The 23130-nt window shown below is 66.9% G+C and carries 22 protein-coding genes; 15 read left to right on the top strand and 7 right to left on the bottom strand.

Annotation, left to right across the window (positions count from 1 at the left end; genetic code table 11):
- Positions 1 to 13: 13 nt before the first annotated feature.
- From GOQ09_RS23275 to GOQ09_RS23285, 3 genes are all read left to right on the top strand, one after another.
- On the top strand, positions 14 to 1324 hold the full coding sequence (locus GOQ09_RS23275) for a leucine-rich repeat-containing protein kinase family protein (RefSeq protein ID WP_157616074.1): 1311 nt from the start codon (positions 14 to 16) through the stop codon (positions 1322 to 1324).
- A complete protein-coding gene (locus GOQ09_RS23280; RefSeq protein ID WP_157616075.1) occupies positions 1321 to 2232 on the top strand; it encodes a pseudouridine synthase in 912 nt (303 codons plus the stop codon). The genes GOQ09_RS23275 and GOQ09_RS23280 overlap by 4 nt, the downstream gene beginning before the upstream one ends.
- Positions 2233 to 2299: 67 nt before the next feature.
- Entirely contained in the window at positions 2300 to 3070 is a 771-nt protein-coding gene (locus GOQ09_RS23285) for an SDR family oxidoreductase (RefSeq protein ID WP_157616076.1), read from the top strand.
- A 616-nt stretch (positions 3071 to 3686) separates the two neighbouring features.
- Here the strand turns inward: GOQ09_RS23285 and GOQ09_RS23290 are convergent.
- The 5 genes from GOQ09_RS23290 to glyQ are packed head-to-tail and all read right to left on the bottom strand — an operon-like array spanning position 3687 to position 9134.
- Positions 3687 to 4670 (bottom strand): M48 family metallopeptidase, encoded by a 984-nt coding sequence (locus GOQ09_RS23290; protein ID WP_242630924.1) that lies wholly within the window; start codon positions 4668 to 4670, stop codon positions 3687 to 3689.
- 17 nt (positions 4671 to 4687) lie between these two features.
- The gene (locus GOQ09_RS23295; RefSeq protein WP_157616077.1) at positions 4688 to 5458 is read right to left on the bottom strand and encodes a lysophospholipid acyltransferase family protein; all 771 of its coding nucleotides are present in this window, start codon (positions 5456 to 5458) and stop codon (positions 4688 to 4690) included.
- On the bottom strand, positions 5458 to 6036 hold the full coding sequence (gene gmhB / locus GOQ09_RS23300) for a D-glycero-beta-D-manno-heptose 1,7-bisphosphate 7-phosphatase (RefSeq protein WP_157616078.1): 579 nt from the start codon (positions 6034 to 6036) through the stop codon (positions 5458 to 5460). Before gmhB ends, GOQ09_RS23295 begins: the two co-directional genes overlap by 1 nt.
- A gap of 32 nt (positions 6037 to 6068) precedes the next feature.
- On the bottom strand, positions 6069 to 8225 hold the full coding sequence (gene glyS, locus GOQ09_RS23305; protein ID WP_157616079.1) for a glycine--tRNA ligase subunit beta: 2157 nt from the start codon (positions 8223 to 8225) through the stop codon (positions 6069 to 6071).
- A gap of 3 nt (positions 8226 to 8228) precedes the next feature.
- A complete protein-coding gene (gene glyQ / locus GOQ09_RS23310; protein ID WP_055808465.1) occupies positions 8229 to 9134 on the bottom strand; it encodes a glycine--tRNA ligase subunit alpha in 906 nt (301 codons plus the stop codon).
- A 222-nt stretch (positions 9135 to 9356) separates the two neighbouring features.
- Here glyQ and GOQ09_RS23315 point away from each other — a divergent pair, with 222 nt between their 5' ends.
- Genes GOQ09_RS23315 through GOQ09_RS23325 form a run of 3 tightly spaced genes read left to right on the top strand, consistent with a single transcriptional unit; the run spans position 9357 to position 11972 of the window.
- Positions 9357 to 10322, top strand: a complete 966-nt coding sequence (locus GOQ09_RS23315; protein WP_157616080.1) for a diacylglycerol/lipid kinase family protein — start codon at positions 9357 to 9359, stop codon at positions 10320 to 10322.
- Positions 10319 to 11143: a metallophosphoesterase family protein gene (locus GOQ09_RS23320; protein WP_157616081.1), complete on the top strand. Its 825-nt coding sequence runs from the start codon at positions 10319 to 10321 to the stop codon at positions 11141 to 11143. The genes GOQ09_RS23315 and GOQ09_RS23320 overlap by 4 nt, the downstream gene beginning before the upstream one ends.
- Before the next feature lie 10 nt (positions 11144 to 11153).
- Complete coding sequence (locus GOQ09_RS23325; RefSeq protein WP_157616082.1) at positions 11154 to 11972, top strand: phosphatase PAP2 family protein; 819 nt, start codon at positions 11154 to 11156, stop codon at positions 11970 to 11972.
- A 6-nt stretch (positions 11973 to 11978) separates the two neighbouring features.
- Here the strand turns inward: GOQ09_RS23325 and GOQ09_RS23330 are convergent, their stop codons facing one another.
- Complete coding sequence (locus GOQ09_RS23330; protein ID WP_157616083.1) at positions 11979 to 13049, bottom strand: asparaginase; 1071 nt, start codon at positions 13047 to 13049, stop codon at positions 11979 to 11981.
- Positions 13050 to 13242: 193 nt separating this feature from the next.
- Between GOQ09_RS23330 and GOQ09_RS23335 the strand changes: the two genes are divergently transcribed.
- The gene (locus GOQ09_RS23335; protein ID WP_157616084.1) at positions 13243 to 13890 is read left to right on the top strand and encodes a TetR/AcrR family transcriptional regulator; all 648 of its coding nucleotides are present in this window, start codon (positions 13243 to 13245) and stop codon (positions 13888 to 13890) included.
- Positions 13891 to 13898: 8 nt separating this feature from the next.
- Here GOQ09_RS23335 and GOQ09_RS23340 read toward each other — a convergent pair whose 3' ends face one another.
- The gene (locus tag GOQ09_RS23340; protein WP_157616085.1) at positions 13899 to 14840 is read right to left on the bottom strand and encodes a LysR family transcriptional regulator; all 942 of its coding nucleotides are present in this window, start codon (positions 14838 to 14840) and stop codon (positions 13899 to 13901) included.
- 110 nt (positions 14841 to 14950) lie between these two features.
- On the opposite strand from GOQ09_RS23340, the gene GOQ09_RS23345 reads away from it, so the two are divergent.
- From GOQ09_RS23345 to GOQ09_RS23380, 8 genes are all read left to right on the top strand, one after another.
- Entirely contained in the window at positions 14951 to 16174 is a 1224-nt protein-coding gene (locus tag GOQ09_RS23345; protein ID WP_157616086.1) for an MFS transporter, read from the top strand.
- A gap of 113 nt (positions 16175 to 16287) precedes the next feature.
- Entirely contained in the window at positions 16288 to 16875 is a 588-nt protein-coding gene (locus tag GOQ09_RS23350; protein ID WP_157616087.1) for an NAD(P)H-dependent oxidoreductase, read from the top strand.
- Positions 16872 to 18146, top strand: coding sequence for an amidohydrolase family protein (locus GOQ09_RS23355; RefSeq protein ID WP_157616088.1), 1275 nt, complete (start codon positions 16872 to 16874; stop codon positions 18144 to 18146). Before GOQ09_RS23350 ends, GOQ09_RS23355 begins: the two co-directional genes overlap by 4 nt.
- 17 nt (positions 18147 to 18163) lie before the next feature.
- On the top strand, positions 18164 to 19027 hold the full coding sequence (locus GOQ09_RS23360) for a creatininase family protein (RefSeq protein WP_157616089.1): 864 nt from the start codon (positions 18164 to 18166) through the stop codon (positions 19025 to 19027).
- A 77-nt stretch (positions 19028 to 19104) separates the two neighbouring features.
- Positions 19105 to 20091 carry an ABC transporter substrate-binding protein gene (locus tag GOQ09_RS23365; RefSeq protein ID WP_157616090.1) on the top strand — a complete coding sequence of 329 codons (987 nt, stop codon included), beginning with the start codon at positions 19105 to 19107 and terminating at the stop codon, positions 20089 to 20091.
- A gap of 10 nt (positions 20092 to 20101) precedes the next feature.
- Positions 20102 to 20932 carry an ABC transporter ATP-binding protein gene (locus GOQ09_RS23370; protein ID WP_157616091.1) on the top strand — a complete coding sequence of 277 codons (831 nt, stop codon included), beginning with the start codon at positions 20102 to 20104 and terminating at the stop codon, positions 20930 to 20932.
- Positions 20929 to 21735, top strand: a complete 807-nt coding sequence (locus GOQ09_RS23375; RefSeq protein ID WP_157616092.1) for an ABC transporter permease — start codon at positions 20929 to 20931, stop codon at positions 21733 to 21735. The genes GOQ09_RS23370 and GOQ09_RS23375 overlap by 4 nt, the downstream gene beginning before the upstream one ends.
- A 10-nt stretch (positions 21736 to 21745) precedes the next feature.
- Positions 21746 to 23119, top strand: coding sequence for an FAD-binding oxidoreductase (locus tag GOQ09_RS23380; RefSeq protein ID WP_157616093.1), 1374 nt, complete (start codon positions 21746 to 21748; stop codon positions 23117 to 23119).
- The last annotated feature ends 11 nt before the right edge of the window (positions 23120 to 23130 follow it).

Consider the following 23130-nt stretch of genomic DNA (forward strand, 5'->3'; position numbering starts at 1 on the left):
TTAGACTCACCGGATGGACACGCTGGCTGAGCTGCGCGCCGGCCGGCTGGCTGGCGCCAAACGAATCGATCTCTCGTGCGGACTCACGGAGTTTCCGCGCGAGATTTATGACTTGGCGGATTCGCTCGAGGTCTTGAACCTTTCGGGCAACGCGCTCGATGCGCTGCCCGACGATCTGGACCGGCTGCACCGCCTGCGCGTGCTGTTCTGCTCCGACAACCGCTTTACGCAGCTGCCAGAATCCATCGGCCGGTGCCAGGGCCTGGAGATGGTCGGCTTCAAGGCCAACCGTATCCGCACCGTGCCCGCTGCGGCGCTGCAATTGCCGTCTTTGCGTTGGCTGATCCTGACGGACAACCAGATCGAGAAGTTGCCCGACGCTATCGGCCAGTGCACGCGAATGCAGAAGGTCATGCTCGCCGGCAATCAGCTGCGCGCGCTGCCGGAATCGCTGGTGGCCTGCAACCAGATCGAGCTGCTGCGCATCTCGGCCAACCGCTTCGAGGCGCTGCCCCAGTGGCTGCTCTCGCTGCCGCGACTTTCGTGGCTTGCCGGCGCAGGCAATCCTTTCGATGCGCAAGCCGAAGATGCCGCCATTGCCGCGCAATCGGTGCCGCGCGTCGACTGGCGCGAGCTGGCGCTGGGCGAAAAGCTCGGTGAAGGCGCTTCGGGCGTGATCTACCAGGCGACGCTAGGTGCAGCATCGCAGCCGGTCGCCGTCAAGCTGTTCAAGGGCGCGGTGACGAGCGACGGCTGGCCGCACAGCGAAATGGCCGCGTGCATTGCAGCCGGCGCACACCCGACGTTGATTGCTGCCCAGAGCCGGATCGACGGGCATCCCGAAGGCATCGAAGGCCTGGTCATGGCGCTGGTCGACCCATCTTTTCGCACGCTGGCGGGCCCGCCGAGCCTGGCGTCGTGCACGCGCGACGTCTATGCGGCCGATGCGCAATGGACTTCCGGCGTGGCGTTGCGCATTGCGCGCGACATCGCCTCCGCCATGCAGCATCTGCATGCGCGCGGCATTCTTCACGGCGACCTGTATGCGCACAACATCCTGTGGAGTGCACAGGGCGACGGACTGCTCGGCGACTTCGGCGCAGCCTGGATGACCGGCGCGCTCGACCCGGCGCAAATCGGGGCATTGCAACGGCTGGAGATGCGCGCTTTCGGCTGCCTGCTGGAAGAACTGCTCGACCGCTGCAGCGATGCGCCGCCAGACGCCGTGGCCGTGTTGAAAGACCGCTGCATGCAGCCCGATGTGGCCGCACGGCCGTCGTTTGCAGAGGCATCGACCCTGCTCCACGGCGAGCTCTCGCAATGACAGGGCCGCGCTTGCCGCTGCCCACGCGCGACGGGGTCGGCCCGAGCTGCGTCGGATTGCCGCAAGGCCGCTGGCCCACCATCGTCGAGTTCTTGATCGAACGCTTTCCGGCGATCACTCCCGACGCATGGATGGCCCGCATCGTGGCCGGTGACGTGATCGACGAGCACGGCGTACCGGTGACCGCGCAGCGCCGCTACCAGGCACCGCTGCGCGTGTACTACTACCGCACGCTCGACGCCGAGGTGCGCATTCCGTTCGACGAGCAGGTGCTGTTCCAGGACGGCCATCTCGTGGTGGTCGACAAGCCGCCCTTCCTGCCCGTGACGCCCACCGGCAAGTACCTGCAGGAAAGCCTGCTGGTGCGGCTCAAGCGCAAGCTGAAGCTCGACGACCTGGTGCCGCTGCACCGCATCGACCGCAGCACGGCCGGGCTGGTGCTGTTTTCGGTGCGTCCCGAAACGCGTGGCGCCTACCAGGCCATGTTTCCCGAGCGCCGCATCGCCAAGCACTACGAAGCCGTGGTGCCTTGGCAACCCGGCGTGTCGTCGGTGCCCGGCACCTACCGCAGCCGGCTGGTCGACGACGAGCATTTCATGCGCGTGAAAGAAGAAGCCGGCGAGCCCAATTCGGAAACGCGCATCGCCGTGCAGCAGGCGGCCAACGGCTACGCGCTGCTGAAGCTTTCGCCGGTGACCGGCCGCAAGCACCAGCTGCGGGTGCATTGCATGGCGCTGGGCATGCCGATCGTCAACGACCCGATCTATCCCACCCTGCTGCCGCCCGACAGCGACGACTTCGACAAGCCCTTGCAGCTGCTGGCCAAGTCGGTAGCGTTTCAAGACCCCGTGAGCGGCGAGCTGCGCAGCTTCACGAGCCCCCGGAGCCTGGCGCTGCCGCCAAGGTGACGCGCTGCGCGCACGCGGCGCACTAAGCTCGTTTCCTGAAATCTTTCATTCAGGAGACACCTGCACCATGGACACCACCCAACTCTTCTCGCTGAAGGGCCGCAGCGCCCTGATCACAGGCGGCTCGCGCGGCATCGGCCGCATGATCGCCGAGGGCTTTCTGGCGCAGGGCGCGCGCGTGTACATCTCTGCCCGCAAGGCAGCCGCATGCGACCAGACCGCCAAGGAGCTTTCGGCCTTCGGCCATTGCGTGTCTCTGCCGGCCGACGTGTCGACGCTGGAAGGCGCGCAGGCGCTGGTCGATGCCTATGCCAAGCATGAAGACTCGCTCGACATCCTGGTCAACAACGCCGGCGCGGCATGGGGAGCGCCGTACGACGAGTTTCCAGAGAGCGGCTGGGACAAGGTGGTGGACCTGAACCTGAAGACGCCCTTCTTCTTGACCAAGGCGCTGACGCCGATGCTCAAGAAGGCGGCGACCGATCACCTTGCGAAGGTGATCAACATTGCGTCCATCGACGGAATTTCAGTGAATCCGCAGGAGACTTATTCGTATGCGGCGAGCAAGGCCGGGCTGATTCAGCTGACTCGGCGCATGGCGCTGCGGCTGGCGCAAGAGCGGATTGTGGTGAGTGCGATTGCGCCTGGGGCGTTTGCTTCGGACATGAACAAGCTGGCGCGGGATCATGGCGATGAGGTGAAGGAGCGGATTCCTGCGGGGCGGATCGGGGTGCCGGAGGATATGGCTGGGGCGGCTATTTATCTTGCCTCTCGGGCGGGGGACTATGTGATGGGGTCTACGTTGGTGGTGGATGGGGGGGTTACGCACGCGCGTTGAGTCTTTAGCTTCGTTTTTTCCCGAGGCCGGGTGTCGCCCCGGCGGGCGACTCACTTTCTTTGCTTCGCCAAAGAAAGTAAGCAAAGAAAGGCGACCCCTACTGTCTGCGTCCCTGCGCTGCGCTACGGGCAACCTGCGGTGCTCGACTCCGGCGGGGGTCCGCAGAACTCGCTTCGCTCAAACAGCTGCGGCCCTGATCCCGCCTCCATCTGCGCTCCTCGGCGCATACAGAAGGGGTGGGAGCGGGCAGCCTTCGCTCTCGCTCGGCTCCAACAGCCAACCCCAACTGCCAACATTCAACTCAATTCCAACCACTGCGGCGCGCAGCGCCGCGGTGGCTTGGTGGCCGAGCAAAGCAAAGGCCCGGATGGGTTGCACTCCCCTCTGTATGCGCCGAGGAGCGGAGGGTTTCGCGGATCAGGGCTCGCAGCTGTTTGAGCGAAGCGAGTTCTGCGAGACCCCGCGAAACCTGAGCCCCGCAGGTTGCCCGCAGCAAAGCGGAGGGTCGCAGACAGTGGGGTCGCCTTTTCTTTGCTTACTTTCTTTTGGCGAAGCAAAAGAAAGTGAGTCCGCCGCCGGGCGGAATCCCGGCCTCGGGAAGCAAACATCCCAGAAATCAGCCCCACCGAGGCACAGCCTCATCCTTCAACTGCTGCCGCAGCAAGTCATAGTCCGGCACCACACTCTCCACCGTCTCCCAGAACCGATGCGAGTGATCCATCACCCGCAGATGCGCCAGTTCGTGCGCAACCACATAGTCGATCACCGGCAGGCGAAAGTGGATCAAGCGCCAGTTCAGCCGGATCGACCCGTCCGCACTCGCACTCCCCCAACGAGTAGCAGCATTCGACAACGACAGCTTCTGCCACCGCACCCCAAGCCTCGGCGCAAAGTGGTCGAGCCTTTCGATGAACAGCCGCCGCGCCTGCCGCATGAGCCAGGCTTGGGCGGCATCGCGAATCTGCGAGGGCTCCGCGTTCTGCGCCACGGCCAGGCGCAAGATGCGCGGCCCGGTGCCATCGCCGCCTGCATCATCGAGCGTGCCGCCGACGCTTGCAAACCCGTGCTTCGGGTCCAGGCGAATCACGACCGGTTCGCCCATGAAAGGAAACTCCGCGCCGTCTTTCCACTCGATGCGCGTGGCCTCGACGCGTGCGTGGCGTTGCCGCGTTTCGAGCAGCTTGCGGATGATCCAGTCGGCCTTCTCCTGGATGGCGGCGTCCACGTCGCGCAGCGTGACCCAGCGCGGCGCACGCACAGACAAACCTTCCGGCCCGACCACGAAGCCGATGGTCTTGCGCTTGCCGCGCTTGAACTCATAGGCCACACGGGCCGAGCCCAGCACCGTTTCGCGCATGGCCTGCGGATGCACGAAGCTCGCAAGCGTCAGCGTATCGCGCAGCGCAATGGTGGGCAGTGCCGGGCCTGGATGATCGGCCGTGTCTTGTGGGGGCGGCGCGTCGGCCACGGGCGCCGCGGCAGGCGGCGGCGCCTTTTTCTTGACCTTTTTTGACGGCCGAGGTACGGGCGGCTTGGGCGGCGCAAACTCGTTGCCCAGCCCTTCGAACAGATCCATGGTGAACTGAAGCAGTCCCCGCATCTCGGGCTTTCTCTTCTTCAGTGCACTTCTGGCGCCGCCTGCAGCGGCGGGCTGTCGCGATAAGCCTCGGGATCGAGCCGGCGCATCTCCGATTCGATCCAGGCCTCGACCTCGCGCATCAGCTCATCGGGCTTGCGGCCGACACTGGGAATAGCCGGGCCGATCGACACGTCGACCACGCCGGGGCGCTTGATGAAGGCCTTGCGCGGCCACACCTTGGCGGAGGTAACGGCCACGGGAATCACCGGCACGCCGGTTTCGCATGCGAGCCGCGTGCCGCCGCTCTTGTAGGTGCCCTTCTGGCCGCGCGGAATGCGGGTGCCTTCGGGAAACATGATGATCCAGATGCCCTGCGCAAGCAGCTTGCGGCCCTGGTTCACCACCTTGTTGAACGCCTGCGCGCGCTGGCTGCGGTCGATGTGGATCATGTCGAGCCGGGCCATGGCCCAGCCGAAGAAAGGCACGTAGATCAGCTCTTTCTTGAACACGAACGCCAGCGGATGCGGCATCAGCGTGGGCATGAGGAAGGTCTCGAACGTGGACTGGTGCTTCACCAGCAGGATCGCGCCGGCGAGCTTGTCGGTCGGCAGGTGTTCCATGCCGGTGACGCGAGTCTTGATGCCCAGCAGCACGCGCGCGCCGCCAATGGCCCAGCTGAGCCACTGCACCGCCATCCAGTAGAGCGGAATGCCGCGCTTCCAGAGCGAACTGACGCACATGATGATGCCCCAGGGCACCACGGTGACGAGCATCCACAGTGCATGGACAACGGAACGGAGAAACGCCATCAGACAGCCACCTGCAGTGCGGCCTGCGCTTCGCGCGCAAGCAAGAAATCGACAAAGGCGGCGAGGTTCTCGTGAACCATGGTGTTCGCCGGGTATTCGGGGGGCAGCGGGTCGACGCCGATACAGGCGGCGCCCATGCCCGTGAGCAAGAGGTGCGGCTCGCAACCCGCGGCGGCACCCGCCTGCAGGTCGCGCAGGCTGTCGCCCGCAGTCGGCACGCCCTGCAGATCGATGCCGTAGCGGTCGCCGATCTGCAGGAACAGGCCCGGCTTCGGCTTGCGGCAATCGCAGTCCTCGTCGGGGCTGTGCGGGCAATAGAACACGGCATCGACCTTGCCACCCACGGCCGCGAGCATCTTGTGCATCTTGGCGTGCATGGCGTTGAGCGACGCCATGTCGAACAGGCCACGGCCCAGGCCCGACTGGTTGGATGCGACCACCACGTGCCAGCCCGCATGGTTGAGCTTGGCCACCGCTTCGAGCGCGCCGGGCAGCGGCGTCCACTCGATGTCGCTCTTGACGAAATCTTCGCGGTGCACGTTGATCGTGCCGTTGCGGTCGAGGATGACGAGTTTCATGGCGTTGGCAAAAAAGCCCGTGCTGCTGCGCTTCAGACTGCCAGCCGCTCGAGCTGCGCCACGCGGTTCATTGCGGCGTGCAGCGACATCAGCAAGCCCAGACGGTTGAGGCGCAGGTCGGCCTGCTCGGCATTGACCATCACGCCATCGAAGAAGGCATCGACGGGCTCGCGCAGCGCAGCCAGGGTCTGCAGCGACGCGGTGTAGTCGCCGGCGTCGAACTGCGCATTGGCCGCGGGCACCACTTCGGCCATGGCGGCGTGCAGCGCCTTCTCGGCGGGCTCCTGCAGGAGCAGCTCGCTGACGTGGGCGTCGGCCTCGGGCGCCTTCTTGAGGATGTTGCCGATGCGCTTGTTGGCAGCGGCCAGCGCGGCGGCCGCCGGCAATGCGGCAAAGGCGCGCACTGCCGCCAGCAGCTTGGGCACTTCGCCCAGGCGCTGCGGGCGCGGCGCCAGCACGGCATCGACCTCTTGCGCACTGGCGCCCTGCTCGCGCAGGCTGCCGGCCAGGCGGTCCAGAATGAAGTCTTGCAGCTCGACCGTGGCCTTGCCGCTGTCGAAACCCTCGATGTCCTTGAACTGCGCGGCGGCGTCCTGCAGCAGCGCGTCGAGCCCCAGCGGCAGGTCTTTCTCGATCAGCATGCGGATCACGCCCAGCGCATGGCGGCGAAGCGCGAACGGGTCGCGGTCGCCCGTGGGCAGGTTGCCGATGCCGAACATGCCCACCAGCGTCTCGAGCTTGTCGGCCAGCGCGACCACGAGGCCGACGGTGTTGCGCGGCAGTTCGTCGCCGGCGAAGCGCGGCTTGTAGTGGTCTTCGATGGCGTCGGCCACCGCGGCGGACAAGCCGTCGTGCAGCGCGTAGTAGCGGCCCATGGTGCCCTGCAGTTCCGGGAACTCGCCGACCATGTCGGTCACGAGGTCGGCCTTGGCGAGCTGGGCCGCCTGCACCGCCTGCGCGGTGAGCGTGGCATCTGCCGATTGCCCCGGTTGCGCCAGCTGCGCCGCAATGCCGCGCGCAATGCGCATCACCCGCTGCACGCGCTCGCCCTGGGTGCCCAGCTTGTTGTGATAGACCACCTTGCCGAGCGATTCGACGCGCGAGGCCAGCGATTTCTTGCGGTCCTGGTCGAAGAAGAACTTGGCGTCGGCCAGGCGCGGGCGCACCACGCGCTCGTTGCCGCCGACCACCGCGCTCGCGTCCTCTGGGCTGATGTTGCTGACCACCAGGAACTTGTTGGTGAGCTTGTTCGAGGCGTCGAGCAGCGGAAAGTACTTCTGGTTGGCCTTCATCGTGAGGATGAGGCACTCCTGCGGCACTTCGAGAAACTCGCGCTCGAAGCTGCAGACCAGCACATTGGGCCGCTCGACCAGCGCCGTGACTTCGTCGAGCAGCGCGTCGTCATGGATGGGCACCGTGCCGCCGCCCACCCGCACGGCCGCAGCCGCAAGCTGGCGCGCAATTTCGGTGCGGCGGGCTTCGAAACTGGCGATGACCGCGCCGTCGTCCTGCATCTGCAGCGCGTAGCTGTTGGCATCGCGCAGCACCACGGGGTCGACCGCCGCCTCGAAGCGGTGGCCGTGCGTTTCGCGGCCCGCATGCAGGCCCAGCGCCTCGACGGGTACCACGGTGTCGCCATGCAGCGCCACCAGCCCGTGGGCGGGGCGCACGAAGCTCACGCTGCTCCAGCCGGGCAGCTCGCAGCCGCTTTCCAGCTGGTAGCTCATCACCTTGGGAATCGGCAGCTTGGCGATGGCTTCGGCCAGCGCCTTCTGCAGGCCTTCGGCCAGCGTGGCGCCCTTGGCGGTGCTTTCGTAGAACAGGGCTTCGGCCTTGCCGTCCATCGCGCGCTTCAGGCCGGGCACGGCCGAGGCATCGGCGCCGAGTGCGGCCAGCCGCTTGAGCAGCGCGGGCGTGGGCTGGCCCGACGCGTCGAGCCCCACGGCCACCGGCATGAGCTTTTGCGACACGGCCTTGTCGGCGGCGCGCTCGGCCACGTGCGTGAGGTGCGCGGCCAGGCGGCGCGGCGATGCGTAGGCAGTGAGCACCGAGCCCGGCTCGGCGAGCCCCTGCGCCACGAGCTGGTCGCGCAGGCCGTTGGCGAAGGCATCGCCGAGTTTCTTCAACGCCTTGGGAGGCAGCTCTTCAACGAAGAGTTCGACCAACAGATTCTTTTGCACGCTCGTCATCGCTCAAGCCGCCTTCTTCGTGATTTGTGCAACCCACTCGCGCGGCGCCATCGGGAAACCGAGCCGCTCGCGGCTCTCGTAGTAGCTCTGCGCCACGCTGCGCGCGAGGTTGCGGATGCGGCCGATGTAGGCCGCGCGCTCCGTCACGCTGATGGCACCGCGCGCGTCGAGCAGGTTGAAGCTGTGGGCGGCCTTGAGCACCTGCTCGTAGGCCGGCAGCGCGAGCTGCTCCGTCATGAGGTGCTTGGCCTGCTTTTCGTGCGCGTTGAATGCGGTGAACAGGAATTCGGCGTCGCTGTGCTCGAAGTTGTAGGTCGACTGCTCGACCTCGTTCTGCTTGTACACGTCGCCGTAGCTCAGGCCTTCGGTCCAGGTCAGGTTGTAGACGTTGTCCACGCCCTGCAGGTACATGGCCAGGCGCTCCAGGCCGTAGGTGATTTCGCCGGTAATCGGCTTGCAGTCGATGCCGCCCACCTGCTGGAAATAGGTGAACTGCGTCACTTCCATGCCGTTGAGCCACACCTCCCAGCCCAGGCCCCAGGCGCCGAGCGTGGGGTTCTCCCAGTCGTCTTCCACAAAGCGGATGTCGTTCTTCTTCAGGTCGAAGCCCAGCGCTTCCAGGCTGCCGAGGTACAGCTCGAGGATGTTGCTGGGCGCCGGCTTGAGCACCACCTGGTACTGGTAGTAGTGCTGCAGGCGGTTGGGGTTCTCGCCGTAGCGGCCGTCCTTGGGGCGGCGGCTGGGCTGCACGTAGGCGGCCTTCCAGGGTTCGGGGCCGAGGGCCCGCAGGAAGGTGGCGGTGTGCGAGGTGCCCGCGCCCACTTCCATGTCGTACGGTTGCAGCAGCGCGCAGCCCTTGTCGGCCCAGTACGACTGCAGTTTGAGAATGATTTGCTGGAAGGTCAACATGAAGCTGGCCGGCGTGGGCCGGACATTTGGACGGTAGCGCGGCAATGCGCCGCGAAAGCGGACGATTTTACGGTCGGAGGGCAACTCTCCCACAGCAAGCCGGGATGCCGGCTGCCGGCACGGCGCCCGGGGCGGTGCGACAAAGGCGGGCCGGTTGCATGCAATCGCCTTTTATCGGTCTTTTTTCGCCCTCCGCGCGTCCTTCCCCCTGCCTCCACCGACATGCTGCCGCCCCAAATCGGTCCGAATTCGCCTCTGTTCATCGTTCTCAACGCCGGTTCAGGCAGCGCGGACACCGCCGAAACCCGCCGGATCATCGAGGAGGGCTGCACCGCGGCCGGCCGCAAGCACCGCATCTTTCTTGTGGACGAGCGTGCCACGGTGCAGGCGCTCGCGCGTGAAGCCGTGGAGCGGGCCCGCGCCGTCGGCGGCGTGGTGGTGGCCGCGGGCGGCGACGGCACCATCAACGCGGTGGCGCAGGCCACGCTCGGCAGCGGCCTGCCCTTTGGCGTGCTGCCGCAAGGCACCTTCAACTACTTCAGCCGCGCGCATGGCATTCCAGGCGATACGACCGAGGCGCTCCAGCTGCTGCTCACCGGGCAGCCGCAACCCGCGCAGGTGGGGCTGGTGAACGACCGCGTGTTCCTGGTCAACGCAAGCATGGGGCTGTACGCCGAGCTGCTGGAAGAGCGCGAAAGCTACAAGGCGCGCTACGGCCGCCATCGGTGGATCGCGTTTTTCGCGGGGCTTCTGACCGTGATGCGCGGGCACCGGCTCTGGAACCTGCGCATGGCCTGGCGAGGCCAGGAACGCGACGTCCGGACCCCGACGCTTTTTGTCGGCAACAACCCCTTGCAGCTGCTGCAGGTGGGCATCGAACATGCCGACGCGCCCGAAAACGGGCAGCTGGCGGCCGTGGTGCTGAAGCCGACGGGGGTGCTGGCAATGCCCGGCCTGCTGGTGCGCGGCGCGCTGGGCCGCCTCGGGAGCGCCGACGAGGTGCTGAGCTTTCCGTTCGAGTCGATGACGGTGAAGACCGGCCGGCTGCATTCCCCGCGCCGCGTGAAGGTGGCCACCGACGGCGAGATCGCCTGGACCGAGATGCCGCTGCTGTTCCGGGTGTCGCCCGAGCCGCTGTGGCTGGTGCGGCCCGATTCCGCGCCCGAACTGGAGGCCGCGAAGCAATGAGCTGCCTGCTCCAGATTTCAGATACGCATTTCGGCACCGAGCAAGCCCACGTGATGGAGGCGCTGGAGCGGCTTGCGCACTCCCTGTCGCCGCAGGTGGTGGTGCTCTCCGGCGACATTACCCAGCGGGCCACGCGCGCGCAGTTTGCGGCGGCCAAGGCCTTCGTCGACCGGCTCGCGCCGCCCGCGTTGGTGGCTATTCCCGGCAACCACGACATTCCTCTCTTTCACATGGCGGCGCGGCTGTTCTCGCCTTATGAAAGGTATACCGAAGCCTTCGGCACCGATCTGGAACCGATGTTCGAATCCGCCGAATGGCTGGTGCTTGCGGTCAACACCACGCGCTGGTACCGGCACGAGGACGGCGAGGTCTCGCCCGAGCAGATCGAGCGGGTCGCGGCCCGGCTGGCGTCCGCTTCGCCTTCGCAGTTGCGCGTAGTGGTGACGCACCAGCCGGTGATGGTCACGCGCCAGGAAGACATGCACAACCGGCTGCGCGGCCGCGAAACGGCTGTGGCGCGATGGAGCCACGCGGGCGCAGACCTGATTCTTGGGGGCCACATCCACCTGCCCTTTGTGCGCTCGCTGCACGACGCCTATGCGGGTTGCCCGCGCACGACCTGGGCGGTGCAGGCCGGCACGGCCGTGTCGTCGCGCGTGCGGGCGGGGCATCCCAATTCGGTGAACGTGCTGCGTATGGAGAACATTGGTGGTACTCGCGTTTGCCAAGTGGAGCGGTGGGACCATTCGGCGGTTCACAAGGCCTTTGTGTGCGGCAAAGTATTGCGGCTTCGGCTTGCCACCGGCGCGGCGCTCCCTTAGGGTGCCCCGCATGCCAACGGAAGCCCCTGCCCTCGTTCTTCTCGCGCGCCAGCTCGGCGAGCATGCCCTTGCCTGGTTCCTGTGTGTTTTCGCGGTGTCGGTGCTGGGCGCCGGCCTGGCCTGCCGGTTGCTGCAGCGCCGCCGCGCCAGGATTTCGTCGAGCGACGAGCCTGACGAGCCGCGCGTGGCCGCCGGGCTGGCCCTGGGCTTCGTGCTGATCCTTGCGGCGGCGAGCCTGGTGGCCTACATCGCATCGATGCTGGGCGACGGGCGCCTGCTCGGCCTGGCCGACCAGGCGCTGGCCGACGCCATCGGCGAGCATGTGCCGTGGGCGGCCCTCGTGGTCTTCAGCTGGCTCACGCACCTGGGCGACGCCGAATTGCTGGCGCCTGTTTGCGTGGTGCTGGCTCTTGTGCTGTGGCGCAACGCGCACCGCGGGCTGGCCCTGGGCTGGGTAATGGCGCTCGGCGGCATCGTGCTGCTGAACCCCGCGCTCAAGCGCATCTTCGCGCGGGCAAGGCCGCTGCACGACCATGGGCTGGCGCTGGAGACGAGCTTCAGCTTTCCGAGCGGCCACAGCGCGGGCGCGATCGTGAGCTACGGCATGCTGATGTATTTGGCGCTGCGCCTGTTGCCGGCGCGCTGGCATGTGCCGGCGGCCATGGCGGCCGCCGCAGCCATCGTCACCATTGCGTGCAGCCGCGTCTTTTTGCAGGTGCATTTCGCAAGCGACGTGGTGGCCGGCCTGCTGACCGGCCTGGGCTGGCTGCTCGTGTGCGTGAGCAGCCTCGAATACGCGCGGCACCGCAAGCGGCGGGCCGCGCGCTGAACGGGATCAGTACTCCCAGAAGATGCGCTGCAGTTCTTTCGTGTCGCTGGTCTTCGTCAAGGCGACCATCGCCAGGATGCGGGCCTTCTGCGGACGCAGGTCGTGCGCCACCACCCAGTCGTACTTGTCGTCGGGCTGCTCGGCATTGCGGATCACGAAGCCGTCGGGCACGCGCGAGCTGCGAATGATGATGGCGCCGTCGGTGCGCGCCTTCTGCAGATTCGGCACGATGCGGTTGGCGACCGAGCCGTTGCCCGTGCCGCCATGCACGATCGCCTTCACGCCGCTCTTGGCGAACGCGTCGATGGCGATCGACGAAACACCCTCATAGCCCATCGCAATCTCGACCGCCGGCAGCGTGTTGATGCTGTCGATGTCGAATTCCGAATTCATGGTGTGGCGCTTGACCGGTGCACGGAACCAGTAGTTCTTGCCCTCGACCACCATGCCGAGCGGGCCCCACTGGCTGGAGAAGGCGCTGGTCTTGATGTTGACGTTCTTGCTCACGTCGCGGCCGCTGTCGATGTTGTCGTTCATCGTCACCAGCACGCCCTTGCCCGCTGCGTCCTTGCTGCCGGCCACGCTGACCGCGTCATACAGGTTGAGCGCGCCGTCGGCCGAGAGCGCCGTGCCCGGGCGCATCGAGCCGACCACCACGATCGGCTTGTTGGTGCGCACGGTGAGCGTGAGGAAATAGGCGGTTTCTTCCAGCGTGTCGGTGCCGTGGGTGATGACGATGCCGTCCACGTCGGCCTGCTTGGACAGCGCCGACACGCGCTTGGCGAGCGTCAGCAGGTTGTCGTTGGTCAAGCTTTCGGAGGCGACCTGGAACACTTGCTCGCCGCGGACGTTGGCGATTTTCGAAAGTTCGGGCAGGCCGGCGATCAGCTTGTCGACACCGACCTTGGCGGCCGCATAGGTGGCGCTGTTCACGGCCGAGGCGCCGGCCCCCGCAATGGTGCCGCCGGTGGCGAGGATCACCACATTGGGCAGCGCCTGCTGGGCTTGCGCGAGCGCACTGGCCGCAAGCAATGCGGCGCCGGCCGCGAAGGCCCTGAAACGGGGAGAAAGGTACATGAGGGAACTCCTTTGTCTTGGATGAATTTCTGGAAGCGGCGAGAAGATACATGAACCGTGCCCGCATGCTCTCCGCTTCCATGCCGGCATGGCATGCGGCCATGCGCCAAGGATTACCATCGCCGGGCGCACCGCGCAAATACATGCCAATGAACGCCGACCCCGCCGCCCTTCCCCGACCACTGCCCAGGAAATGCCCGCCCCAGAGGGCCCGCTGTCGCGTGCGCGGCCGGGGCGCGAGCGCATCATGGCGGCGATCCGCACCGCGGCCGTGACCGAGTTCAGCCTGCATGGGCTGAAGGGCACCTCCACTCAGGCCATTGCCGCGCGCGCCGGTCTTACCAAGCCCCAGCTGCACTACTACATCGCCGGCAAGGAAGAGCTCTACGAAGAGCTGCTGATGCAAGTGCTGCATGCCTGGAAGGTGGTGTTCTCGTTCGAGGACGCGAGCGACCCGGCCACAGTGCTGGGCGACTACATCCGCAAGAAGCTCGACCATGCCTTCGACAACCCCGAGATCTCGCGCATCTTCACGCGCGAGGTGCTCGACGGCGGCCGCAACCTCGACCGCTATTGGCCCAACGCAAGGGCATGGACGCAGAAAAAAGTCGACGTGATCAACGGCTGGATCGCGCGCGGGCAGATGCGCCCGCTCGACGCGCGGCTGCTGCTGATGCACATCTGGGCCATGACCCAGAGCTATGCCGACTACGCGATACAGACGCGCGTGATGCTCGGCCTGCCGCCCGACGCGCCCATCGACCGCGAACCGATTGCGCGCGAGCTGGTGGCTTTTGTGCTGGGCGGCTGCGGCATCAAGGCCCAGCCGCGCCGCTCCTGAGGCGCCGACTACGACGCCCCAGCTTCCCAGGCGCGGCCCGTCGGGTCGGCCAGCGCGAGCCGCATCATCTCGATGAAGCGGCGCAGCCGCGCCGGCTGGAACCGCGCATGCGGATAAGTCAGATAGACAGGTAGCGCCGCCACATGCCACTGCGGCACAAGCTGCACCATGCGGCCAGTGGCAATGTCGTCATTCATGAGCCAGGCCGAACCCATGCAGGCGCCAAGACCCATGCGCGCCGCGCTTTGCAGCGCATAGAGGCTGTCGGTGCTCATGCGCGGCCGGATGGGCACATGCGCAATCTCGCCGGACGGACTGTGGGTGAGCACCACCTCGTTTCGATAGAAGGTGCGCAGCGCGATCCACGGCAGTTCGGCCAGCTCCGATGCATGCGTGGGCGGCTTGCGCCCGACCAGCACCGAAGGGGCGGCCACCACCACGCGCGGCACCTCCGAAAGCTTGATGGCCACGGCCATCGTGTCCGTCACTTCGCCCACCTGGATGGCGCAATCGACGCCTTCGGCGATGAAGTCGGGCCGGCGGTCGTTCAGCAGCCATTCGACGGACACCCGCGGGTACGCGCGCAGGTAGTCGGCCAGCGGCCCGACCAGCAGCAATTGCCCCAGCGCATGCGGCGCCACCACGCGCAGCGTGCCCTCGGGCTCGTCGCCCACGCCGCGGAGGTCGGCCTCGAAGGCGTGCCAGTCGGCGATCAGCTCCCGGGCCCGCTCGTAGCAACGCTCACCGTCTTCCGTGAGCTTCATGGCGTGGGTGGAACGGCGCAGCAGCCGCACACCGAGCGAGCGTTCCAGCGCCTGCAGCCGCCGGCTCACGGTGGGCTGGGTGGCGCCCATCTGCTGGGCGGCGGCCGAGAGGCTGCCCGCTTCGACGATGTGAATGAAGGTCTGCATCAGTTCGATGCGGTCGGCGGCGGGGGAAGAGGTCGACATGGACTGTCTTATGCGTGTGGCGTATAGACATTGTGCGGTCTTCAGGGCTACCAAGTTACGCCTCATAGGCGCACATTTCAACCCTCGCTCAGTATTCAAGGGTTAACGCCATGTCTTCCATTCAACAAACGCATGCCTCGGATGCCGCTGCACCGGCGACACGCGACCTGCCGGCCTCGCTGGTGCTGCTGCTCGCCACGGGCGCCGGGCTGTCCGTGGCCTCGCTCTACTACGCCCAGCCGATGCTCGGCGTGCTGGGCGCGGACATCGGCGCCTCCGCGCGGTCGGTTGGGTTCATTCCCACACTTACTCAGCTTGGCTACGCGCTCGGCATCCTGCTGCTGGCACCGCTGGGCGACCGCTACGACCGGCGCCGCATCGTGCTGGCCAAGGCGGCCGCGCTGTGCGCCGCACTGCTGGTGGCCGGGGCCGCACCGTCGATCGGCATGCTGCTCGCGGCCAGCCTTGCCATCGGCCTCGCGGCCACGATGGCGCAGGACATCGTGCCCGCCGCCGCCACGCTGGCGCCCGAAGCCACGCGCGGCAAGACCGTGGGCACGGTGATGACGGGGCTGCTGCTCGGCATCTTGCTGTCGCGGGTGGTGAGCGGCTTCGTGGCGGAGCACTTCGGCTGGCGCGCGATGTTCATTGCGGCGGCAGCCAGCATCGCGCTCATTGGCGCGGCCGCCTGGTGCGGCCTGCCGCGCTTCAGGCCAACCACGCACCTGGGCTACGGTGCGCTGCTCGGATCGCTGGGCACGCTGTGGTCGCGCCACGGCGCCCTGCGCCGCGCTGCGCTGGCACAGGCACTGCTGGCAGTGGGCTTCAGCGCCTTCTGGTCGACGCTGGCGGTCATGCTGCACGGCGAGCCGTTCCACCTGGGCAGCGCGGCTGCGGGTGCCTTCGGCCTGGCCGGTGCGGCCGGCGCGCTTGCGGCGCCGCTGGCCGGAAGGCTGGCCGACCGCCGCGGGCCCGAACTGGTGACGCGGCTCGGCGCGGGGCTGGTGGTGGTGTCGTTCGCGGCCATGGGGTTTGCGCCGCTGCTGCCGCCGCATGCGCAACTCTGGCTCTTGGCGCTTGCCGCAATCGGTTTCGACCTGGGCATGCAGGCGGCGCTGATTGCGCACCAGACCATCGTCTACGGCATCGAGCCCGGTGCGCGCAGCCGGCTCAACGCGGTGCTGTTCACCAGCATGTTCATCGGCATGGCGGCCGGCTCGGCGCTGGGCGCGCTGGCGCTCGCGCAGTGGGGCTGGGCGGGTGTGACGTGGCTGGCAACCGGCACGGCCGCGGCGGGCCTGGGCGTGCGGCTCTGGCGAGGCAAGGCGGCGTAGCCGCCAACCTCTGAGCCGCGGGACAAGACTCCCGCCTCACCACTCCGGTGCATCCGGATTGGCACGCCGCTTGCATAACCTGACCACTTGCTCTGATTAAGCGGTCAAACACCATGCGCGTGCTCGTCGTCTACTGCCACCCGGTCGAAACCAGCTTCCATGCGGCCCTGCACCAGGAGGTGCTCAAGAACCTGCGCGCGGCCGGGCACGAGGTGGACGACTGCGACCTGTACGCGGAAGGCTTCAACCCGGTGCTTTCGCGCGAGGAGCGGCTGGGCTACCACGACGTCCCGCACAACCACTTGCCGCTCAAGCCCTATGTGGAGCGCCTGCAGTGGGCGGAGGGCATCGTTTTCTGCTTTCCGACCTGGTGCTTCGGCCTGCCGGCGATGCTGAAGGGCTACTTCGACCGGCTCTTCATGCCCGGCGTGGCGTTCGACATCAGCGACCCGGCCAACGTGAAGCCGATGCTCACGCACATCAAGCGCATCAGCGCCGTGGTCACCTATGGCCGCCCGCGCTGGATGGCCTGGTACATGGGCGATCCGCCGCGCAAGATCGTCACGCGCTACATGCTGCGGCTCACAGGCCGGCGCGCCAAGGTGGACTACCACGCCCACTATCACATGAACGTGGCGACCGAGCCCCAGCGGAGGCGCTTCATGGCGCGGGTCGGCACCGCAATGGCGCGCTTCGCATGATGGCGCCCGCTTTTCTCGACAACGCGCGCCTGCCGCGCTGGCTGCTGCCCGCTGACTGGCCGCAGCAAGGCGGCGTGCCGGTGCTGGCCCGCATTGACCTCGACGCCGGGAACGTGCAGTCGGTGCGGCCCGCATCCGATGGCATGGCACCCTCCCCGCAGGGCTGGGATCTTGCCGGGACGCTGGTGCTGCCCGGTTTTGTCGATGCGCACACGCACCTCGACAAGGCGTTCACGCTGCCGCGCATGAAAGAGGTGCGGCCCGGCCTGCTTGGCGCCATTGACGTGATGCTGAACGACCGCGTGCACTGGAGCGCCGCCGACGTGCGCGAGCGCGCCTCTCGCGGCCTGCAGTGGGCGTGGGAATGCGGCACCACGCATGTGCGCACGCATGTCGACTGGTGGGAGCCCGATGCGGTGCCGCTCGCCTGGCCGGTGATGGCCGAACTGGCGCAGGAATGGGCAGGCAAGGTGCGGCTGGAGCAGGTCAGCCTGATCAAGCTGCCGCTGTTCGAAGATGCCGCGCAGGCGATGCGGCTCGCGCAGCAGGTAAAGGCCACGGGTCCGCAGGCCGTGCTGGGCGGATTCGTGCATTCCACCAACTGGAGCGAACGGGCGCTGCGCAACCTGCTGGTGTCGTCGCAGGCCTGCGACCTGGACGTCGACCTGCATGTCGACGAAGAACTGAATCCCGCAGCCGTCGGCTTGCAGACGGCCGCCCGCATCCTGCGAGAGATCGGCTTCGAAGGCCGCGTGGTGTGCGGCCACATCTGCGCGCTGGCCGCCCAGCCGGAGGCCCAGGCCTTTGCCACGCTCGACGCGGTGGCGCGCGCGCCGATCACCGTGGTGTCGCTGCCCGCTACCAACCTGCTGCTGCAAGACGCCGTCACAGGCCGCACACCACGCATGCGCGGCATCACGCTGGTGAAGGAGGCGCGCGAACGCGGCATTCCGCTACTGTTTGCGAGCGACAACGTGCAAGACCCGTTCTGCCGGCTCGGCAGCTTCGACCCGGTCGAGGCGCTGGGCACCGCCGCATTGGTGGCGCAGTTGGACGAACCTTTCGACAACTGGTCGCAGGCGCTGTGCCGCGGCGACTGGCTTCAGCGCGGGCCGGCCACGGCGGCGCCCACGCTCGTCGGCGCCAAGGCCGACCTGGTGCTGTTCACCCAGGCCGACCGCCACGGCTGGCCCTCGCGCAGCGCGGCCCGCTTGGTGCTGCGCGACGGCCACGTCACGCACGGCGACGCGTCGCTTTTTCATTCCCGCTAAAGAACCAAGGACCTCCCATGCTCCACGGCTACATACCGCCCCATCGCTTTCTGCCCTATCTGAGCTGGACAGAAATTGCCGCGTTGCCCGACCGCGAGAACACGGTCATCGTGCTGCCCTGCGGCGCCATCGAGCAGCATGGCCCGCACCTGCCCTGCTCGGTCGACAGCGTGATCGCCTCGGGCGTGATGGGCAAGGCGCTCGAGAAGCTGCCGGCCGAGGTGCGCGCCTTCGCGCTGCCGACCATTACCTACGGCAAGTCGGAAGAGCACCTGCACTTTCCGGGCACCATGACGCTCACCGGCACTACGCTTTTGTCCACCGTGACCGAGATTGGCGAATCGGTTTACCGCGCGGGCTTTCGCAAGCTGCTGTTCGCCAACGGCCACGGCGGCCAGCCGCAGGTGCTGGAAATGGCGGCGCGTGAACTACGCCTGCGCCATGGCGACTTCGTGGTGGTGCCGCACGGCGTGTCGCGCCTGCCGAATGCATCCAGCAAGCAGATCAGCGAGCAGGAAAAGCGCCTTTCTATGCATGCCGGCCATTCCGAGACCGCACTGATGCTCGCGCTCGCGCCCGACACGGTGCACATGGAACGCGCGGCCGCCAACTTTCCGCCGCCGTTCCCGATCAAGCTGCTGTCGGCCGATGGCCGCCCCGCGTGCGCATGGACAGCGCGCGACTTCGGCCCGAGCGGCGTGATCGGCGATCCGACCAATGCCACGCGTGAGCAGGGCGAAGAGATCCTGGACACGCTGTCTGACAGTTGGGTGCAGGCGCTGACGGAACTGCATGCGCTGCGCTGGCTTGTGCGCGACGAGCCGACCTGGGAGCGCGGCCACCAGCAGGGCTTCATCCAGCAGTCGTTCGAGCCCGCCTGAGGCGCGCTACTTGCATCGCACCCGCTTCCTTCCTTCTTCTTCAACCGTTCTTCCACCAGCCTCGAGAGGTTCCCACCATGCGTTCTTTCGCTCTTTCCATGGCCGGCGCCGCCGCGCTCGCACTGTTCTCCGCCGCCGCGCCGGCCCAGGCGCAAGACAAGTTCACCTACATGACCAACTGGTACGCGCAAGCCGAACACGGCGGCTTCTACCAGGCGGTGGCACAGGGCATCTACAAGAAACACGGACTCGACGTGACCATCAAGATGGGTGGCCCGCAGGTCAACATCACGCAGATGATGGCCGCGGGCCAGGCCGACTGCATCATGGGCTCGAGCGACATCCAGATGATGCAGGTGCGCGAAGGCGGCGTGCCGGTGGTCAACGTGGCGGCCTTCTTCCAGAAAGACCCGCAGGTGCTGATTGCGCATGACGACGTCAAGAAGTTCGAGGACCTGAAGGGCAAGACGCTGCTGATCGGCGCGCAGGCCAATCGCGGCTACTGGCCGTGGCTCAAGGCCAAGTTCGGCCTTACCGATGAGCAGACGCGCCCCTACACCTTCAACATCCAGCCCTTTGTGGCCGACAAGAACACGGCGCAGCAGGGCTACCTGACCTCGGAGCCCTACGCCATCCAGAAGGCCGGCGTGAAGAGCACGGTACTGATGTTCAGCGACCACGGCTTTCCGGCGTACGCCACGACGGTGTCGTGCATGGAAAAGACCGTGAAGGACCGCAGCAAGCAGGTGGAGGCCTTCGTGAAGGCTTCGGCCGAGGGCTGGAAGAGCTACCTTGCCGACCCCGCGCCCGCCAATGTGCTGATCAAGAAGGACAACCCCAACATGACCGACGACCAGCTGGCCTACAGCGTCGCCAAGCTCAAGGAGATGGGCATGATCACCGGCGGAGACGCAGCCAAGCTCGGCATTGGCGTGATCACCGACGCACGCTCGAAGGCGAGCTACGACTTTCTCGTGAGCGCCAAGCTGCTCGACCCGGCCAAGGTGGAACTTGCGAAGACCTACACCACCGAGTTCGTGAAGGACGCGAAGGTACTGCCCTGAGTCTCGCGCCATGAATCGCATCGAACCCCACACCCTTGCGCCCCCCGCGGTGCCTGCCGTGCCCGCGGTGGAAGTGCTCTCGGCAGAGAAGACTTACCCGAACGGCACGCAGGCGCTGCTGCCGGTGGACCTGTCGATCGCCGAAGGCGAATTCGTCACGCTGCTGGGGCCTTCGGGCTGCGGCAAGAGCACGCTGCTGAAAATGGTGGCGGGCATGCTCGAGCCGAGCGACGGGCGCCTGCTCGTGTGGCGCAAGCCGGTGGCGGAGATCCACAGCTGCCCGCACAAGCTGTCCTTCGTGTTCCAGTCGGCCACGCTGATGCCGTGGGCCAGCGTGCGCACCAATGTGCGGCTGCCGCTCGACCTGGCCGGCGTGCCGCGCAAGGAGGCCGACGCGCGTGTGATGGAGTCGCTCGCGCTGGTGGGCCTGGAGAAGTTTGCCGATGCGCTGCCGCGCGCGCTCTCGGGCGGCATGCAGATGCGCGTGTCGATTGCGCGCGGACTCGTGACGCAGCCTGACCTGCTGCTGATGGACGAGCCCTTCGGCGCGCTCGACGAGATCACGCGGCACAAGCTCGACGCCGACCTGCTCGACCTCTGGCGCAAGAAAAAGCTCACGGTGATCTTCGTGACGCACTCGATCCACGAGGCGGTGTTTCTCTCGACCCGCGTGGTGATGATGGCCGCGCGGCCCGGCCGCGTGGTCGAGCAGTTCCACATCGACGAGCCCTATCCGCGCACACCCGACTTCATGGTGACGCCCGAATTCGCGCGCGACGCCAAGCGCCTGCAGGACAGCCTGCTGCGCGCCAGCCAGGGCGACGAGGAGCATGCGCAATGAAGAAAAGCACCCCCCTTTTTAGCCAGCCGCGCGTGCAGCGCGTGCTCTACCCGGTACTCATCGGCATGGTGCTGGTGGCGCTGTGGCAATGGATGGTGGTGGCGATGGAGCTGCCGCCCTACCTGGTGCCCTCGCCCATCCTGATGGTGCAGACGCTCGTCACCGACTGGGCGCCGCTCGGCAACGCGCTGCTCGTCACGCTCAAGATCACGCTGCTGTCGTTCGCGCTGGCCACGGTGGCGGGCGTGCTGATCTCGTTTCTTTTCGTGCAGAGCAAGCGCATCGAGACTGCCCTCTTTCCGTATGCGGTGCTGTTGCAGGTGACGCCCATCGTGGCGGTGGCGCCGCTCATCATCATCTGGGTGAAGAACCCGGTGGCGGCGATGACGGTGTGCGCCGCACTGGTGGCGCTGTTCCCCATCATCAGCAACACCACGCTCGGATTGCGCAGCATCGACCCCGACCTGCAGAGTTATTTCAAGCTCAACCGCGCGACACGCTGGCAGCAGCTGGTGCGGCTGCGCATTCCGAGCGCGCTGCCTTACTTCTTCGGCGGGCTGCGCATTTCGAGCGGCCTCGCACTCATCGGCGCCGTGGTGGCCGAGTTCGTCGCCGGCACGGGCGGCTCGGGTGCAGGGCTGGCGTACCAGATCCTGCAGGCCGGCTTTCAGCTGAACATTCCGCGCATGTTCGCGGCCCTGCTGCTCATTTCGCTGACCGGCGTCGCGCTCTTCGTGCTGATGGCCTGGCTCACCAAGGTGGCGCTGGGCTCATGGCACGCGAGCGAACTTTCCCAGGATTGAAACCTTGACCATGAACGCTTTAATTTCCGCCATAGAACAGCTGCAGCTCGAACTGCCCGAGCTCGACTGGATCACCGATGAAAGCCGCGTGACGCGGCTGTCGCAAGACTTCTCATGGTTCAGCCCGGTACTGACCCGCCAGCTGAAAGACAAGCGCGCCGACGTGGTCGTGCGTCCGCGCACCGAGGAGGAGATTCGCGCAGTGGTCGGCGCCTGCGCACGGCGCAATGTGCCGATCACCCTTCGCGGCAGCGGCACCGGCAACTACGGCCAGACCACGCCGCTCGCGGGCGGCGTGGTGCTCGACATGACGGGCTACAACGCCTTTCTTTGGGTGAAGCCCGGCGTGGCGCGCGCGCAGGCCGGCATTCGCCTGGGCGAGCTCGAGAAGCAGACCAAGCCTTCAGGCCAGGAGATGCGCTGCCTGCCCTCCACCTACCGCAGCGCCACGCTGGGGGGCCTGTTCGGCGGCGGCTTCGGCGGCGTGGGCTCCATCAACTACGGGCCGCTGGGTGCGCCCGGCAACGTGCTCGGCATTCGCGCGATGACCATCGAGGCGGAGCCCCAGGTGGTCGAGTTGCGCGGCGCCGACGCCATGCGCATGCACCACCTGTGGGGCACCAACGGGCTGGTGCTCGAAATCGAGGTGGCGCTGGCGCCGTCGCATGCCTGGCTCGAAACACTGGTGACCTTCGACAAGTTTGAAGACGCGCTCCATTTCGCCGACAGGCTGGCCAATGCACCCGGCATCGTGAAGCGGGAGATCGCTTTTTTTGCCGCGCCCATTTCCGATCATCTGGCACAGCTCGCGGCGCACCTGCCCAAGGGCTGCCACACGGTGCTGTCGCTCGTGGCCGAGTATTGCGAGCCGGCCATGCTGCAGCTGGCCGAAGCGCACGGCGGCACGGTGAGCTACCGCAAGACAGCGGCCGAAGTGCAGAAGAGCAATCGCACGCTGATGGAGTTCACCTGGAACCACACCACGCTGCATGCGCTGAAGGTCGACCCGACGCTGACTTACCTGCAGAGCGGCTTCATTCCGGGCCGGCAGGTCGAGCAGATCATCGAGATGGAGAAGCTGCTCGGCGGCGAGGTGATGATGCACATCGAGTTCATCCGTAACGTGGCGGGGCTCATGACCTGCAGCGGGCTTCAGCTGGTTCGCTTCAGCACCGAAGAACGGCTCTCGGAGATCATCGACATTCACCGCGCCCACAACGTGCACATCAACAACCCGCATGTGAACATTGTGGAGGACGGCAAGGCCGGTGGGCCGCTGCCGCCCGAGGTCATCGAGGTGAAGAAGCGCTTCGATCCGATGGGGCTGCTGAACCCGGGCAAGCTGCGCGACTGGCCCGTGAAGGCGGTGCCGGCAACAGCCTGATGACGATCCGC

This window comes from Variovorax paradoxus, assembly GCF_009755665.1.
Lineage (GTDB): Bacteria > Pseudomonadota > Gammaproteobacteria > Burkholderiales > Burkholderiaceae_C > Variovorax > Variovorax paradoxus_G.